15 protein-coding genes and 1 pseudogene are annotated in these 15,882 nt (G+C 29.5%); all 16 read left to right on the top strand.

The features are described from left to right. Positions 1–52: 52 nt before the first annotated feature. The 16 genes and pseudogenes from cas5b to CPG45_RS05645 all read left to right on the top strand — a co-directional run bounded on the left by cas5b (position 53) and on the right by CPG45_RS05645 (position 15,789). Positions 53–769 carry a type I-B CRISPR-associated protein Cas5b gene (cas5b, locus tag CPG45_RS05720; protein ID WP_096231035.1) on the top strand — a complete coding sequence of 239 codons (717 nt, stop codon included), beginning with the start codon at positions 53–55 and terminating at the stop codon, positions 767–769. Further along, complete coding sequence (locus tag CPG45_RS05715) at positions 747–3,107, top strand: CRISPR-associated helicase/endonuclease Cas3 (protein WP_096231034.1); 2,361 nt, start codon at positions 747–749, stop codon at positions 3,105–3,107. Before cas5b ends, CPG45_RS05715 begins: the two co-directional genes overlap by 23 nt. Before the next feature lie 430 nt (positions 3,108–3,537). Further along, a complete protein-coding gene (gene cas4 / locus CPG45_RS05710) occupies positions 3,538–4,035 on the top strand; it encodes a CRISPR-associated protein Cas4 (RefSeq protein ID WP_096231033.1) in 498 nt (165 codons plus the stop codon). Continuing rightward, positions 4,032–4,178, top strand: a pseudogene (locus CPG45_RS05705) (CRISPR-associated endonuclease Cas1); the annotation flags it as partial. The gene cas4 and the pseudogene CPG45_RS05705, both read left to right, overlap by 4 nt. Positions 4,179–4,183: 5 nt before the next feature. Beyond that, a complete protein-coding gene (cas2, locus tag CPG45_RS05700) occupies positions 4,184–4,447 on the top strand; it encodes a CRISPR-associated endonuclease Cas2 (protein ID WP_096231032.1) in 264 nt (87 codons plus the stop codon). A 212-nt stretch (positions 4,448–4,659) separates the two neighbouring features. Next, positions 4,660–6,969: a type III-A CRISPR-associated protein Cas10/Csm1 gene (gene cas10, locus CPG45_RS05695; RefSeq protein WP_096231031.1), complete on the top strand. Its 2,310-nt coding sequence runs from the start codon at positions 4,660–4,662 to the stop codon at positions 6,967–6,969. 2 nt (positions 6,970–6,971) lie between these two features. Then, positions 6,972–7,412, top strand: coding sequence for a type III-A CRISPR-associated protein Csm2 (csm2, locus tag CPG45_RS05690; RefSeq protein WP_096231030.1), 441 nt, complete (start codon positions 6,972–6,974; stop codon positions 7,410–7,412). Between the two features lie 19 nt (positions 7,413–7,431). Further along, positions 7,432–8,253, top strand: coding sequence for a type III-A CRISPR-associated RAMP protein Csm3 (csm3, locus tag CPG45_RS05685; RefSeq protein ID WP_096231029.1), 822 nt, complete (start codon positions 7,432–7,434; stop codon positions 8,251–8,253). 16 nt (positions 8,254–8,269) lie between these two features. Further along, positions 8,270–9,232, top strand: coding sequence for a type III-A CRISPR-associated RAMP protein Csm4 (gene csm4 / locus CPG45_RS05680; RefSeq protein WP_096231028.1), 963 nt, complete (start codon positions 8,270–8,272; stop codon positions 9,230–9,232). 17 nt (positions 9,233–9,249) lie between these two features. Further along, positions 9,250–10,374 (top strand): type III-A CRISPR-associated RAMP protein Csm5, encoded by a 1,125-nt coding sequence (csm5, locus tag CPG45_RS05675; protein ID WP_096231027.1) that lies wholly within the window; start codon positions 9,250–9,252, stop codon positions 10,372–10,374. Continuing rightward, positions 10,362–11,021 carry a CRISPR-associated endoribonuclease Cas6 gene (locus tag CPG45_RS05670; protein WP_096231026.1) on the top strand — a complete coding sequence of 220 codons (660 nt, stop codon included), beginning with the start codon at positions 10,362–10,364 and terminating at the stop codon, positions 11,019–11,021. Before csm5 ends, CPG45_RS05670 begins: the two co-directional genes overlap by 13 nt. Positions 11,022–11,049: 28 nt before the next feature. Then, positions 11,050–12,246, top strand: a complete 1,197-nt coding sequence (csx2, locus tag CPG45_RS05665; RefSeq protein ID WP_096231025.1) for a TIGR02221 family CRISPR-associated protein — start codon at positions 11,050–11,052, stop codon at positions 12,244–12,246. Between the two features lie 67 nt (positions 12,247–12,313). Further along, complete coding sequence (locus CPG45_RS05660) at positions 12,314–12,514, top strand: hypothetical protein (protein ID WP_096231024.1); 201 nt, start codon at positions 12,314–12,316, stop codon at positions 12,512–12,514. A 283-nt stretch (positions 12,515–12,797) separates the two neighbouring features. After that, the gene (csx20, locus tag CPG45_RS05655; protein ID WP_231969021.1) at positions 12,798–13,199 is read left to right on the top strand and encodes a CRISPR-associated protein Csx20; all 402 of its coding nucleotides are present in this window, start codon (positions 12,798–12,800) and stop codon (positions 13,197–13,199) included. Positions 13,200–13,210: 11 nt separating this feature from the next. Beyond that, positions 13,211–14,827 carry a M20/M25/M40 family metallo-hydrolase gene (locus CPG45_RS05650; protein WP_096231023.1) on the top strand — a complete coding sequence of 539 codons (1,617 nt, stop codon included), beginning with the start codon at positions 13,211–13,213 and terminating at the stop codon, positions 14,825–14,827. A 527-nt stretch (positions 14,828–15,354) separates the two neighbouring features. Further along, the gene (locus CPG45_RS05645; protein WP_172856491.1) at positions 15,355–15,789 is read left to right on the top strand and encodes a MarR family winged helix-turn-helix transcriptional regulator; all 435 of its coding nucleotides are present in this window, start codon (positions 15,355–15,357) and stop codon (positions 15,787–15,789) included. Positions 15,790–15,882: the final 93 nt, after the last annotated feature.

Genomic DNA, 15,882 nt, shown 5'->3' with positions numbered 1-15,882 from the left:
AGGAATACCCAAAATAATTCCTTAACCATTAAAGAAAGGAATGTATGTTAAAATGGATGCTTTGATATTTGATGTATTTGGGGACCTTGGCCATTTTAGAAAATTTTATACAACATCGTCCCCCCTTACATTCTCATTTCCACCGCCGCCGACAGTAAAAGGCATGATAGGTGCGATAGCTGGAATAGATAAAAAAGAATACTTAAATGTATTAAAATCTGGACCATGCAAAATAGGCATAAAAATAATGAATCCTGTAAAAAAGATTCGCATGGGTTTAAATTTAATAAATACAAAAGACAATGTTTGGATACCTATGAAGAGCGGAAAACACGAAGCAAGAACACAGGTAAAAACAGAATTCTTAAAAGACCCTATGTTCAGGATATATTTTATGCACGAAGATAGAAATCTATTTTACGATATAGTAGATAAGATAAAAAGCCATAATAATGTATATACATTATCACTTGGATTAAGTGAAATGATAGCAGATTATTGTTATGTGAATTTATGTAAAGTAAAAGAAATTGAAGATAGTAAAGTATATATAGAGTCAATATTGCCTGTTGACTTTATAGAAGATGATGAGATAGACTTTGAAAATGGCAAAAAATATTTCAAAGAGAAGATTCCTGTTGATATGAATGATGAACGTATTGTGTCGAGCTATCAAGATGTTATATATGAAGTTAATGGTAGGAGCATAAAATCCCATGTAAAGAAATGCTGGGAGGTAAATGATAATGAGCACATCATATTTTTCTGACCTTTATTCACATCCCGGCAAATACCTTGAGAATCATTTAACCGGGTGTTCAAAAATAATAAATGAATTTCAAAAAGAAAATGATATTGAGCTAATAAATAGAGATCTGATGTCAAATATAGTTTTAATAACAGCGCTATGTCATGACCTTGGCAAGTCAACAAATTATTTTCAAACGTATTTGCTAAATGAGAGCGAAAGAAAAAGATTGAGGGGTATGAAGGAGACTCATCACTCCTTGATATCTGCCGTAATATGTTATTTCATTGCAAAAAATGATGTTGAAAAATATGATCTAAAAGAAGATGAAAGAGCATTATTGCCATTCATCTCTTATGTTGTCGTAAAAAAGCATCATGGAAATCTTGACGATATAATGAATGAGGTGGTCCTTGAAGATGACGAGATTGACGTAATGAAAAAACAACTTGATAGCATAAATATGGATAAATTCAAGGTATTAAATGATAACCTGAATAAAATAGGTCTAAATGCTTATTTAAATAAAGAAGTAATATATCAATATATTGATAACATAAAAGATGAATTAAAGCATATAAAAAAATTATTAAGAAAGATTACAAAAAATAAAGATATATCAAAATATATATATTTAAACTATCTTTTTTCACTTCTCATTGATTCTGACAAAAGTGAAGTAGTAATAGGTGATAATATTGTAAGAAGAGACATTAATCTAAATAGCAATCTTGTTGATAACTATAAAAAACTACTTGCTTTTGATGAAAATATGATGAATACATTGAGAGAAGAAGCTTATAAAGAGGTCAATGACAGAGAAATAGACTTAAATAAAAGGATACTATCTATAAATCTGCCTACAGGACTTGGAAAGACCTTTACCACAATATCATTTGCATTAAAATTAAGAGAGAAATTATATAAAGAAAAAGGCATCAGATACCGTATTATATATTCACTGCCATTTTTGAGTATAATCGAGCAAAACGCTCAAGAATTTGAAAAGATATTAAAAGCTAACGGGGTTAAAATTGATTCAGATTTATTGCTAAAACATCATCATTTATCAGATGTGAAATATACAAAAGAAAATACAGAGTTTGAAACAGACCAGGTCAAAATAATGATAGAAGGCTGGAACTCGGAGATAATAGTAACAACATTTATTCAGTTCTTCTATACGATAATATCCAATAGTAACAAAACATTAAGAAAATTTCATAGGCTTGCTGATTCTATAATTGTATTAGATGAAGTACAATCAATACCGTCTCAATATTGGATGCTTATGAAAGAATTGTTATTAGCGATTACAAATGAGCTTAATTCATATGTGATTTTTGTTACGGCAACACAGCCGCTGATATTTAAAGAAGACGAGATATATCCTCTTATCGATAGGCAAAAGTATTTTGTGAAGATGGATAGAGTAAAGATATATCCTGTATTAAAATCTGAGATGACATTAAATGACTTATGCAACATGTTTGACCTTACTGATGGAAGAAGCTATTTATTTATATTAAACACTATAAAATCAGCACAGGAATTTTATGATATGGTAAAAGATAAAGTGCCTGATGAAGATATAGTATACATGTCAACACATGTACTGCCATATGAGAGACTCAAAAGAATAAAAAAGATTAAGGAAGGCAAGTGCAGCATTGCAGTAACAACACAGCTTGTTGAAGCGGGTGTTGATATTGACTTTGATGTAGTTATAAGGGATTTAGCACCTTTAGATTCCATAAATCAGTCGGCAGGAAGATGCAATAGAAATTGGGGCGGCAAAGGAGAGGTTTATGTAGTTTCATTGGCAGATGAGAAAGGAAATAGATATTCATCACACATTTATGATAAAGTACTTTTGAATATAACTAAAGAGATTTTATCAAAATATGAAACTATAGAAGAGAGTGAATTTCTCAATATAATTGAAAAATATTATAATGAGGTTTCAAATAGTATATCATCAGATAAAGCAAGAGATATATTAGATGCTATATACAAATTAAAATATGACTGTGAAGATGGTACACCATGCATATCGAAATTTGCCCTAATAGAAGATGGTTACTATAAAGTAGATGCATTTGTAGAAATAAATGAAGAAGCAAAGGAATTGTGGAGTAGGTATATAGAACTTAAAGAGATAAAAAATCTATTCGAGCGCAGAAATTTATTTGATAAGTTTAAAGCTGACTTTTACAAATATACTGTATCTATACCGTCAACAATAGAAAATATGCCAGCTGATGTAGAAGGATTTAAATATGTCAATTATGAATCGCTGAAGGATTACTATGATAAAGAGACGGGATTTATAACAAGGGGCATTATTAGTATATGGTAATAATAATTTGTCGTCGACCCTTAATAATGTAAAAAGTATAGGAGATCGACGATTAATTTTTTATTTTAGAGTGATGAAGAATCATTGATTTGACAGGAATGTATGTTATAATTAAATTAATAGCTTGATAGAAATATAGAAATAAGGGAATGTAAAGAGAGCATTTTATCGGATACTTAACGCTTTTTAGCCTGCCTATCAGGAATTGAAACAAAATTCTTTGAACGGATTCAAACTAAAATTATCCTGCTTTTTAGCCTGCCTATCAGGAATTGAAACATATAAATATTTTTGCATACCATTTCTATTTGTTCTTCTTTTTAGCCTGCCTATCAGGAATTGAAACGATGAAAATGGAGAATATTTTATGACTATAATTGTAGGTAGAAATACCCAATCATAATGCGTAATGAATAAAAAGGGTGATGATATGGATGTAGAAGTTACTGGTTCACTTATGCAAAGTTATAGTATCTGCAAAAGGCAAGTTTGGCTTATGGCACACCAAATAATTCCGGATCAAGAACATCCATATATAGAGATGGGACGCATAATAGATGACATTTCATACGATAGGGATAGGAAAAAACTTAATTTTGAAAATGTTGTTATAGACCTTGTTAGAAATGATAAAGATAATCTTCTTATCGGCGAAGTCAAGAAAAGTTCAAAAGCGGAAAAAAGTGCGAGGATGCAGTTGCTTTTTTATTTATATAAATTAAAGAAAAGCGGTATAGTAGCAAAAGGTCAGCTTTTCTTTCCAGAAGAAAGGAAAAAAGTTGATGTGGAGCTCACTGAAGATTACGAAAAAGAAATAGTTAAAGCGATAAATGAAATTACCGATATTATTCATAAAGAGAAAGCGCCGGATTTTGCAAAAATACCTTATTGCAAAAATTGTGGATATAGGGAGTTTTGTTTATCATGAAGAAATCTATATATATTTTTTCAGATGGTGAATTGCATAGAAAAGATAATACATTATTTTTTGAAGGAGAAAATGGAAGGAAGTTTATACCGGTTGAGAATACTTCCGAGATAATGATTTTTGGTGAAGTAAACCTTAATAAGATGAGATGTTTTTGATACTTGTGTATGATGTAAATGAAAAAAGAGTAAACAAAGTTTTAAAAACCTGCAGAAAGTATTTAAACTGGGTACAAAATTCGGTATTAGAAGGTGAAATTTCTGATGCTAATCTAAAAAAACTCAAATTAGAACTTTCAGGGATTATAAATACTGATGAAGATTCTATCATCTTATATCTTTTAAGGACAACAAAGTATTCAGAGCGTGAGATAATGGGCCTAGAAAAGGGTGGTGAAAATCTGTTTATATAATGAATATATAATGTAATAATATTTTTAAAAATAAGAAGGAAATTGGAATAATATGTCGAATTACTACATTATAAATAAGTGCAATAATCATGTTTTATTTAAAATGTTATTTTTAATAAGAAATTTATTTAGCATACCTAATGAGGAGTCATATCAAAAGGCTCTTTTTATTTAAAATTGTAATATAAAACTTAATAAAAGGGGGAAGCAGAATGTCAGAGAAAAATAACCTTCTCTCAGAAGAAGAATATATATTAGTTTTGTCTTCACTACTGCATGATATAGGCAAGTTTTGGCAAAGAACTAAGGATAAGGAAGTTTTAAAAACTTTAAAAGAAAACTATAGAGTTTTTTATTCTGAGGAAGGAGCTTATGCTCCGCGCCACCAAGAATGGAGTGCATATTTTTGTGAAAAACATAATCTTAAAAAGGAGCTTATGATAGTTAGGAATCATCATAAACCATCTAATAAATTGGAATATATAATAAGCACTGCAGATAGGTTGTCATCTGGTGAAAGGGAAAGACATGAAGAAAATGATGAAATAAAACAAATGGTATCTGTGTTTTCAAATATTTGCTTAGATAATAATAAAAAAATTGACGAATTCTATAAAAAGTTAGAGCCATTTTCAATGCTAACTTATCCATCTAAAGATATTGGGGAAAATATTGAATCAGGCTATAATGATTTATGGAATAAATTCGAAAAACAATTTGATGAATTAAAGACACTTGAAGATGATTGTGAATTAGAAAAACTATATAATTTATTAGAAGAGTATACATCAAATATTCCTTCGGCATTTTATTATTCAAAACCTGATATTTCATTATTTTCTCATTTAAAGACTACTGCTGCTTTAGCTATATCTATATACAGGCAGTTTCAGAATTTGTCGGATAATGACGTTATAAATACATGTAAAAAATTAACAAAAGAGAATATTAAAGATGCATTTTGTTTAGTAAAAGGTGATATTTCAGGTATACAGGATTTTGTATATGATACAGACATGGACGGTGCAATAAAAGCATTAAGAGGTAAGTCCTTTTACATATCCTATTTATTAAATGCATTTTCAAAGTACATTTTAAGGAAAGAAAGGCTTCCTTTGTGTAATTTATTGTATTCAGGCGGAGGGCATTTTTATTTAATTATGCCTGGTTATTTTATAAATAAAATCGAGTATTATCAGAGAGAATTTGATGAAATATTATATAAGGCGCATTCAGGCAGATTAGCGTTATTAATCGATACCGTTTCAGTAAGCTCGGGTGATTTTAAAAATTTCTCTAAGAAGTTTACTGAAGTATCAAATAAATTACAAGACAAAAAGAATAAAAAGTTTTATATGATTATTGAAAATGATGAGGGTGAGATATTTAAACCTATTGAGGAAGAAGGAAATTCTTGCCCGCATTGTGGAAGAATTATTAAAAATGATGAATGTGATTACTGTAATTCATTTAAGGAATTAGGCGAAAAAATAATACGGTATAAATTTCTTACGGAAATATGGGGAAAACCGTCTATTAAAAATGCAGTTATGAGCTGGGAAGATGTCTTTAATGAAATAGGGCTTGATGTTAAGTTTACTAATGGTGCCGAAAATGGACCATGCTATACTATAAATTCTGATATTAATTTCGATGTAAAGACTTGCGGTTCTTTAAAAGTACCGTCAAATATGGATATTAATGAAGGCAAAATAAAGAGTTTTGATGAGATTTCACAAAGTGCAAAGGGATTAAAACTATGGGGTGTTATAAGAGGTGATGTAGACAATTTAGGAAAGATTTTTGGAGTGGGTTTAGGCGATAATAACTCAATATCCAGAACATCGACTTTATCACAGGAATTATCGCAGTTCTTTGGAGTATCTCTTGAGAAAATAATAAAAATAAATAATAAAATAGATAATTGCTATGTAATTTATGCAGGGGGTGATGACTTTTTTATCGTAGGTAGGTGGGACAAACTTCCGTATTTGGCGCTACTTATAAAACAGGAATTCACAAGATATACTTGTAATAATCCTTCTATAACTATATCAATGTCATTTGCAATTGCGCCAGATAAAAAGTTCCCGCTTTTTAGAGTCGCAGATGCCGCTGGTGAATATTTAGATGATGCAAAAGAATATGAAAGAAATGGGATAAAGAAAGATGCATTTAGTTTTTCAGGAAGGGCTATAGGTTGGGAAGAATTCGATGAATTTGAAAGTTTAAAATCAATAATAGTTAATGCATTAGATAATCGAGTTTCAAGATCATTATTAGGATATATTTATGAAGTGTGTGATAATTGGAACTATTCGCAGGCTAAATCGCAGATATTTAAATCATGGAGGCTTATTTATAATTTATCAAGACTTAGAGAAAGACATAGGCATTCAGAAAAATTAATAAATGAACTTATATATAAAATTTTAGTAAAAGGCAATAAACTATATAAAAATACGTATTGGGCAGCAAGATGGGCAGAATTTGAGACAAGAGATAATAGAATGGGGGAATAGAAATGCCAAATTACAATAATAGGCCGAATAATAAACAATCTTATAAAGGACAAGAGAATGAAGCTGGTATTTATAACAAAATTAAAGATGATTTGCCTTTAGCATTGGATCCTGATAAAGATAAGGATGGAGAAAAATTAATTCATGTAACAGAAGAATTAGGTAAATGGTTTGCTGAAAAAGATAAAGTTACAATTTCGCAGATACGAAAAATTTATAGCTATACAAGAAAGTTAAATGTAGATAAAGACGATTGGAAGTTTAGGCTTAAAATATTAAAGGCATACTTAGCCTATAATGCTGGTAAATTTAGTGATTTTAAAAATTTTAAGGATGTATTTACTTTTGCTATTGATAAAGTAAATGATGAAAAAAAGTTAGAGAGATTTAAAAACTTTTTTGAAGCTGTTATAGCATATCATAAAGCATATGGTGGTAAATAAGTGAAAGGGGATAAATAATATGACAATTAAAGACATTAAGTTTATTGGGAAATATATTATAACTACAAATATAAAAGCAAAAACAGGTTTGCATGTTGGTACTGCAAATAGTGTTATGGAAATTGGTGGTGTTGATAATCCCGTTATAAAGGACCCATTAGGTATACCATATATTCCGGGCAGTTCCATTAAAGGTAAAATGAGGTCATTGATGGAGTTTGAAAAAGGATTGATTAATCCGGATAATTTAATTTATTCAAAAGAAAGCAAAAATGAAAAGGACGAAGTCATAAGATTACATATGTGCGATAATAAGGATTGTCTTGTATGCAATCTCTTTGGAAGAAACCATGGCAATCATAAGTTAGTAAATGACGAACCATTGAATTTATTTGAATCAATAGTTCCGACAAGGCTGATTGTAAGAGATGCTATGTTAGAAGAAGATAGCATTACAGAAGAGATGAAAAAGAACATGGACCTTGAGTGGACAGAAGTAAAATTTGAAAATAATCTTGATAGGATAACTTCTGCAGCAAATCCGAGACAGACTGAAAGAGTACCAGCAGGCGCAGTTTTTCAAGGAGAGTTTATTTTAAATGTCTATAATGTTGACGGAAAAGATGATGGTGTTACTTATTTAAAGGGATTGATAAATGCTATGAAATTGCTGGAGGATGACTACTTAGGCGGACAGGGCAGCCGCGGATATGGGAAAATTGCTTTTGAAAATATTGTTATTAAATACAGGAGTAAAGGCTACTATGAGGGTTCAGAAGGTGAAGTTGTATGGGGTAAAGGTGACAATATTGAAAACTTAGAGAAGTCTTTAAATTATTAAAGTGAGGCCTGATAAAATGGGTAATGACATAAAAACATACAAAGTTAAATTGCAATTCAGAGGACCTGTGCATTTTGGCAATAAAGAAAACACTTATAATAGCACTGACTTTATCCTTCATTCTGATACTATATTCAGTGGAATTATTAACTGTATTGGACTTCTTTATGGTAAAAAAATAGCAGATGAAGTAGTTGATATGTTTTTACGTAATATAATTCCATTTAAAATATCATCAGCTTTTTTGTACAAAGATGATGAATATTACATACCTAAACCTTTGGATTTTGATTTATATGATTTGTTTAATGATTATAAAGAATCAAAGAAAGTAAAGTATATACCACTGTCATTTTTGAAAAAACAAAATTATATAAAAGATCTTGATAAAGATGCTGTCTCATTATCTAAGGGTCATTTACTCATTAATGAGGCTAATGGGAAGTTATTTGAAATAATAGAAAGGCCGAGAGTATTAGTTGATAGAGTAACAGCTTCAAGTAATATATATTATGTGAGTGAATGTTATTTTAATCAGGGCACTGGATTGTGGTTTTATTTGGATATTATTGATAAAGGCTTAGAAAAAAGTGTTCTTACAGCTATAAAACTTCTAGGTGATGAGGGACTCGGAGGCGAAAGGACATACGGCTTAGGTTTATTTGAGCCAGATTTTATAGTTGATGATAATAGAGAATTTATAAATGCAAATAAATTTTTATCATTATCGCTTATATATCCAAAAGATGATGAAAAAATATCATCTAAGCTAAAATATTTTACAATTATAGAAAGAGGAGGTTATGCTTTTTCACTTTATACTACAGAATTAAAAAGAAAAAGAGTGAGAATGGTATCTGAAGGCAGTGTGTTTGATAAACAACCCTATGGGGCAGTTATAGACGTTGCACCAAATAATTTTGACAAACACAAGATTGTAAGGTACGGCATTGCTTATACATATCCTTTATATGATTGAAAGCAAGGTGAAACAACATGGAATATAAAAAATACAAATTAGAAGTTTTATCACCTTTAAGTATAGGTGATGGAAATGAACATAAAAGATTTGAATATATATTTGATCGCAGAGATAATGTTGTTAAAATCATAGATATAATAAAATTGTTAGAATCTAATGAAAAAAGTCCAATAATTGATAATATTATTTTGGCTTTTGAACAAATGCATTTTAATTGGAATGAACAATTAAGACAATACAGATTTAATATTAATGATTTTATACTGTATAAAGTTGAGTCAGATACTGTAAATATAAAAGGAGAAATTTTATCATATATAAAAACAGCAGGAAGGCCTTATATCCCCGGTACATCTATAAAAGGTGCAATAAGGTCTACACTTACAAAAGGGGCTTTTGATAAAATTGGTATGTCGTATAAAAAATCAATTGATTTTTTTAAAGATCAAAAAGAAAAAAATCCTAAAAAAAATTATTTGAAAAAAATTGACGATAGAGCAGAAGAAAAGGAATTTGGAAAGCCTAATAATTCACCATTTAGATTTTTAAAAATATCTGATAGTGATGCACTGCAATTTAGTGATATTAATGTATACGAAATAAAAGTATTAAATATCTGTAATGGCAAGTTAAAATGGCATATAAGGAATGGCAATGAGGAAGATTTTGAAAAGGCCAATTCTATATTTTTAGAAGCACTTAAACCAGGATCAATTGCTTTAGGAAATTTTGAATTAGATAAAAGATTATTTGATGATGATATAAAAACAGAAGGTAAGATTGTTAATACGGAGATTTTAAAAGATTTTACTAAAATAATAAGAGATACAGTCAATAATTATATTGATAGTGAAATAAATTTTTATGATAAATACGATCTTACGAAGATAGTCGAATTTTATAAAGGATTAAAATCTATCAAGTTAAAAGATAATGAATTTTTATTACAGATAGGATATGGAACAGGAAGTTTATCAAAAACTATCAACAATAATTTGGAAATAGATTATCTTAATAAATTGAAAATCATTGGTTTAAATATATCTGACATAAACTTGTATCCCAAAACACGGAAAATTATTTTTAAAAATGGAAGACCAGATTCGGTACCAGGGTGGATTAAGGTATGTTTAGATTAAGACTTGAATTTCAATTTAGAGAAAGAGCAGTTTATTTTGATAAAAATTATAAAGAAAATATATCAAATTTTTTTAGAAAAGCATTTAAATGTGATTATTTCGTTTTTTCTGATCTAATTCCTATCAGAAAAAAAGTTGCGGATGATGGATTTTGGGGTATTAATAAAGGCGCATTATATTTCAATACACCATTTATTAAAGATAAATTTTATGAAACTACTAAATTACCTGAAGAATCAATAATGCTTAAATATGGACAAATAAAAATTAATAAGGTTATTTTATTGAATTCTGTTGTATCTGTCAATGGATATGTTTTATCTCCAATTATGGCAACAAAAGATGATAAATATATAGAATATGAGAAGGAACCTGAGTTTTTTAACTATATTTTAAGAGAAAAATTAATCAAAAAGTATCAAAAAATATATGGAAATATGCCAGAGGATGACAGGTTTATATTTTTTTTTAGAGGTACACCTGAGAAAATTATCTCGGATGGGTTTGTGGCATATAGAGGACCTTACCAAATATATGGTTCAGATGAATTAATCAATTTAGCGTATAATGGAGGTCTTGGCGATTATAATGAATTGGGTTATGGGATGATTTCAAACGACCTCTATTTTTGGAAGAAAAATATTTAATAGATTAGAGTACAGGAAGGGAATTTTTATGAAAACAATATTGATATCATTTATAGGAAAAGGCCCTACAGATGAAAAGGCAAATGGTTATATTAAAACACAATATAAATTTGATGAAAGATACATAAGCGAGGAAACCGCCTTTTTTGGTTCTGCTCTTTTTAGATATTTAAGGTTAAAAGGACATGATATTGATAAATGGCTGATATTTGGAACAGGCCAATCATCATGGTCTGAAATAGTAGCATCAATAGATTATACCTTGCAAGAAAAAATTGAAGATTTATATTTGAAAGTTTATGAAGAGAGAGATGGAATTTCTGATGTGACATTGAACGAATGGCAGGAATGCCTCGGCAAATATATTAGAGGTATTTGCTTAGTAAAGGTTGATCCTTTAGATTATAAGATATATGCAAATAAGCTTTTAGAATTGCTGCCGGATGATGAGATTAAGATTGTATTTGATATGACACATGCATTTAGACACATGACTGCATTAATGGCATTTTCACTTATGTACGTTAGCTGCTTTAAAAATTTTAATGGGATAGATGTGTATTATGGTGCGTTTGAAATGGGTGATAAGTATATAAAACCAGCTGTAAAAATAGATTTTATAAATCAATTATTTTCACTTACGACATCTTACGAGGTTTATAGAAATTCTGGCTACTTTCCGCCATTACTCAAAAATATGGGTATAGATAATAGTGAAAAAACGTATTTTAAACTTGAGATGAATAGAAGTCCCAGAAAAGAGATTAATGATTTGATAAATAAAATTCAGTCACTTGAAGATAATGACGGCTATATAAAGAAAGCGGCTTTAAGTGTAGAAAAAGAATTTTATACAATGAATAATTTAAAATGTTTAGATCAAAGGATGTTAGAAAGAGCAAAATTTTTTTATGAAAAGAAACAGTATTTGATTGCTATGACTTTATTATATGAAGCAATATTAGATAAAGCAGCAAGGGTTTATAATATTAAGAGAAAATTAAATGAAGAAAGAAATGATTATAACTCCAGAGTAAAAAAAGAGACAAAAAATAAATTAAAAAATATTGATATTAAGCTTTTGGCTACATTTAATAACTTAGAATATGCAAGAAATAGTGCTGTTCACGGAGAACCACCAAATAGCACGCAAAATTTTCTTGAAGTTCAAGGCGATTTTGAGAGATTATTTTTTGATTCAATAAAAGTCTATGATATATTATAAATAATCAGAAATCAAACAGTCCTATTATTATACCGATAGTTATATTTTAAAAAGAAAGGCGATAAATATGAAATTTGGTATGAGAAAACCAAGTATTAAAAAGAGCATTGCTGCAAGAACAAGTTTAAAAAGATATATTCGTCATAATTTAGGATTTAAAGCACCAAGAGGATGGGGCTGGCTTACAAATCCGAAGAAAGCTGCATATAATAGGGTATATCGCAAAACTACGTTTAGCATTTTTGATATCTTTAGGCTTTTTAAATAAAGTAAGTATTTTTAATTTACTTAATTAAATGTTATTGACTAAAAGGTCTACATGGTATAATGATTTTAATGTATTTAGCGAAATTATAATTTTTTATATCTTTTTAACCTACATATAAGGGACAATAACAATAAGATGAGAATTGATAAATTCAATATTGTGAGTTAAAAAATATATTGTTATTTTTATAGCATGGGGATCTTTTTTTCTCTTAGAATGACATCTATGGATGTCTTCATATACAATAATGATTTAATACAAAACATGAAACGAGGTATCTATTGTGACAAAAAAGAAAATGCTATTGATTTTTTCACATCAATTGACAGATGGCCAAAAAGATGATGCAATAAAAAGCCTCGGAATAGGCGGATTTTTATATATGCCGGCTAATTTACAGCAAAAATGGTCGCAAGTACCATCTGAAACAATATCACTAAAGGATTATTTGAAAGATATATTTGATTGGATTTTATTAAATTCTGTTAAAGACGACTATGTATTAGTGCAAGGGGACTTCGGTGCCACTTATATCACGGTTGATTTTTGTTTATTAAATAGCCGCATACCTATATATGCAGCTGCAAAGAGGGATATTGCAGAGGAATACAATGATGATGGTAAAATAATTATAAAAAGAGCTTTTTCCCATGATAGGTTTAAAAAATATGAAAGGTATGTTTAAGAGGTGTACAGATGATAGATAAATCATTACTTATGAAAACAACACTTGACCTTGTTGCGGTTCCAAGTATTTCAGGCACACCAAGCGAAAACTTAGCAGCGCAGAAGATATATGATATTCTGATTGATATACCGTATTTTAAATCAAATCCTGATAATTTAAAGAAGATAGATTTAGTTGATGACCCATATGGAAGATGTTTTGTATCTGCACTTTTCAGAAGCAAATTTAATACTGATAAAACCATTATACTAACGGGACATTTCGATGTTGTAGGCATAGAGGAATACGGACATTTGAAGGAGTATGCATTTAATCCTGTTGAATACACGAAAAGAGTCAGTGAATTATATCTCGATGATGATGCAAAAGAGGATTTAGAATCGGGTGATTGGCTATTTGGCAGAGGCATTGCAGACATGAAATTTGGCCTCGCACTTTTGATAGAGCTTATAAGGGATATTTCACAAAGAGAAGATTTTAGAGGAAATATCTTATTTTTAGCTGTGCCAGGGGAAGAGAGCAATTCCGAAGGTATGCTTGCGGCAGTTACGCACCTTGTGGATCTACAAGATGATATGGGATTAAAATATGTAGGGCTATTTTTACCTGAGCCATATGATGATACCGATAAAAGATTAATATATACGGGGACCTGCGGCAAAATCATGCCTATGTTTTTCTTTGCGGGAAAAGAAACCCATGTTGGCGAACCCTTTAGTGGGTTAAATCCCATTTTGATTGCGTCAGAGTTAAATAAGCTTATGGAATTAGATACTGATTTTTGCGATGTTGTCGGGACAAATGTCGCACCGCCGCCTGCATGCCTTAAATTTACAGATTTAAAGGAGCTTTATTCAGTAACAACACCACTCTATGCTGCATCATATTACAATTTGATAACATTTAATACTACTATAGATGTACTTATGGAAAAGCTTAAAAGATTAAGTGAAGAAGCGTTTCGAAATGCACTTAATATAGTAAAGAAAAATAAAAGTACATATGAAAAATATACAGGCATCAATGTGAAGCATGATATTGCTCCATGTATTGTGACATATGAAGAGCTTTATAATGATGTTAAGAAGATCTATGGCGATAAATTTGATGATTATTTAAATCAGAAGGTAAAGTCTTGGCAGAATGATGGGCATGATCTGCAGACAATATCAATTAATATTATAAAAGAATTGTATGAAAAATATCCAAACAAAAAGCCTATGATCATAATATCCTTTGTACCACCGTATTATCCGCATAGATTTCCCGACGATGAATCGGATGCAGCAAGAAATGCCTTGAAAATAACAGATGATATCATTACATTTGCAGCAGAAAATCTAAATGAGTTTTTTAAAAAAGAGGATTATTTTACAGGGATATGTGATTTAAGCTATACGGGCATAAAAGAATCCAATATAAATGAGGTATTTAAGAATATGCCAGGTTATGGTATAACATATAAATTTCCACTGAATAGCTTAGAAAAGCTAAATGTCTACGGAATTGTTTTAGGACCATATAGTAAAGACATACATAAATATACAGAGCGGCTCAACATATCATATTCATTTGATATATTGCCTATAATATATGAATATGCGATAAATAGGATAATAATGTAACATGACCGGGGAGAGAATTAAATAACATTTTAAACAAATATTAAAATTCATACACATTATATTTTATATATTTTAAGATAATTGATATAATAAAATCGAAGTATGTTGTTTATCATTTAAGGTGATATTAATGCCGATTCCGCAAAATAAAATAAAGAGACATTTACATATAGAGATTTTCTTACATGGTCTGATGATAAAAAATATGAAATAATTGATAGTGTTCCGAACATGCTGGCTGTGCCGACATGTCAGCTTAAAACCTTTATTTAAAATAACCTTCTTTTTTCACATCATTATTATCACTTTTTTTATCACTGAGTATTAGCTTAATATCGCCAAAAATTATGTAACTATAAAATAAAAATAAATTATTTTTTGAGGTAAATATAATCATAGATGATTTTGTAAAATTTTCATAAACCCTATTGACATATAAAAAAAGGACGTTTATAATTGATTCGTATACGAAATATTTTAGTACAAAATATTCGCAAACGAAATAGTGCTGAAAGAAGGTGAAACAGGTGGATGAAATCAATAACAGAATTAGCGTAATAAAGACATTAAAAGAAATTATGAAATTGATACACAAAAATGTCCAAAATCAATTTAAAGAGCTTAATATAACAGGCCCGCAGGGAATGATAATAGGCATTTTGATTCACAAGGGTGATATGAAGATAAGTGATTTAAGTGAAAAGATCGGCCTTTCTAACAGCACTGTTTCCGGGATCATAGATAGACTTGAGAGACAAGGCATGGTTGAAAGGATGAGAAGCAGCGAGGACAGAAGAGTAGTCTATGTCAAGGTTACGGATGAATTTAAAAAGAATGCAGAGAAATATTTCTGTGAGATTGAAAAAAGATTTGATGTGATAATAAGTAAAGCGACAGAGGAAGAATTGGAAACTATACTTAAAGGACTTAATACGCTTAAAAAGTTACTTGACACTTATTAAAAGTATAAATTATGACATTAAAATTATTGATATCTACATTGAAAAATTAATAATTAGGCATATAATAAATTTATATTATTAATTCAAATAATA

This window comes from Thermoanaerobacterium sp. RBIITD (genome assembly GCF_900205865.1).
GTDB lineage: Bacteria > Bacillota > Thermoanaerobacteria > Thermoanaerobacterales > Thermoanaerobacteraceae > Thermoanaerobacterium.
The sequence above is the reverse complement of the archived record's forward strand: the minus strand, read 5'-3'. Positions and strand labels throughout refer to the sequence as shown.

What these genes read in the sequence shown, in the direction of transcription:
- cas2 (WP_096231032.1), top strand. Translation starts at nt 4,184, where the DNA reads ATGTTTTTGATACTTGTGTATGATGTAAATGAAAAAAGAGTAAACAAA.
- csm4 (WP_096231028.1), top strand. Translation starts at nt 8,270, where the DNA reads ATGGGTAATGACATAAAAACATACAAAGTTAAATTGCAATTCAGAGGA.
- cas5b (WP_096231035.1), top strand. Translation starts at nt 53, where the DNA reads ATGGATGCTTTGATATTTGATGTATTTGGGGACCTTGGCCATTTTAGA.
- cas10 (WP_096231031.1), top strand. Translation starts at nt 4,660, where the DNA reads ATGTCAGAGAAAAATAACCTTCTCTCAGAAGAAGAATATATATTAGTT.
- csx2 (WP_096231025.1), top strand. Translation starts at nt 11,050, where the DNA reads ATGAAAACAATATTGATATCATTTATAGGAAAAGGCCCTACAGATGAA.
- csm2 (WP_096231030.1), top strand. Translation starts at nt 6,972, where the DNA reads ATGCCAAATTACAATAATAGGCCGAATAATAAACAATCTTATAAAGGA.
- csm5 (WP_096231027.1), top strand. Translation starts at nt 9,250, where the DNA reads ATGGAATATAAAAAATACAAATTAGAAGTTTTATCACCTTTAAGTATA.
- csm3 (WP_096231029.1), top strand. Translation starts at nt 7,432, where the DNA reads ATGACAATTAAAGACATTAAGTTTATTGGGAAATATATTATAACTACA.
- CPG45_RS05715 (WP_096231034.1), top strand. Translation starts at nt 747, where the DNA reads ATGAGCACATCATATTTTTCTGACCTTTATTCACATCCCGGCAAATAC.
- cas4 (WP_096231033.1), top strand. Translation starts at nt 3,538, where the DNA reads ATGGATGTAGAAGTTACTGGTTCACTTATGCAAAGTTATAGTATCTGC.
- CPG45_RS05650 (WP_096231023.1), top strand. Translation starts at nt 13,211, where the DNA reads ATGATAGATAAATCATTACTTATGAAAACAACACTTGACCTTGTTGCG.
- CPG45_RS05660 (WP_096231024.1), top strand. Translation starts at nt 12,314, where the DNA reads ATGAAATTTGGTATGAGAAAACCAAGTATTAAAAAGAGCATTGCTGCA.
- CPG45_RS05670 (WP_096231026.1), top strand. Translation starts at nt 10,362, where the DNA reads ATGTTTAGATTAAGACTTGAATTTCAATTTAGAGAAAGAGCAGTTTAT.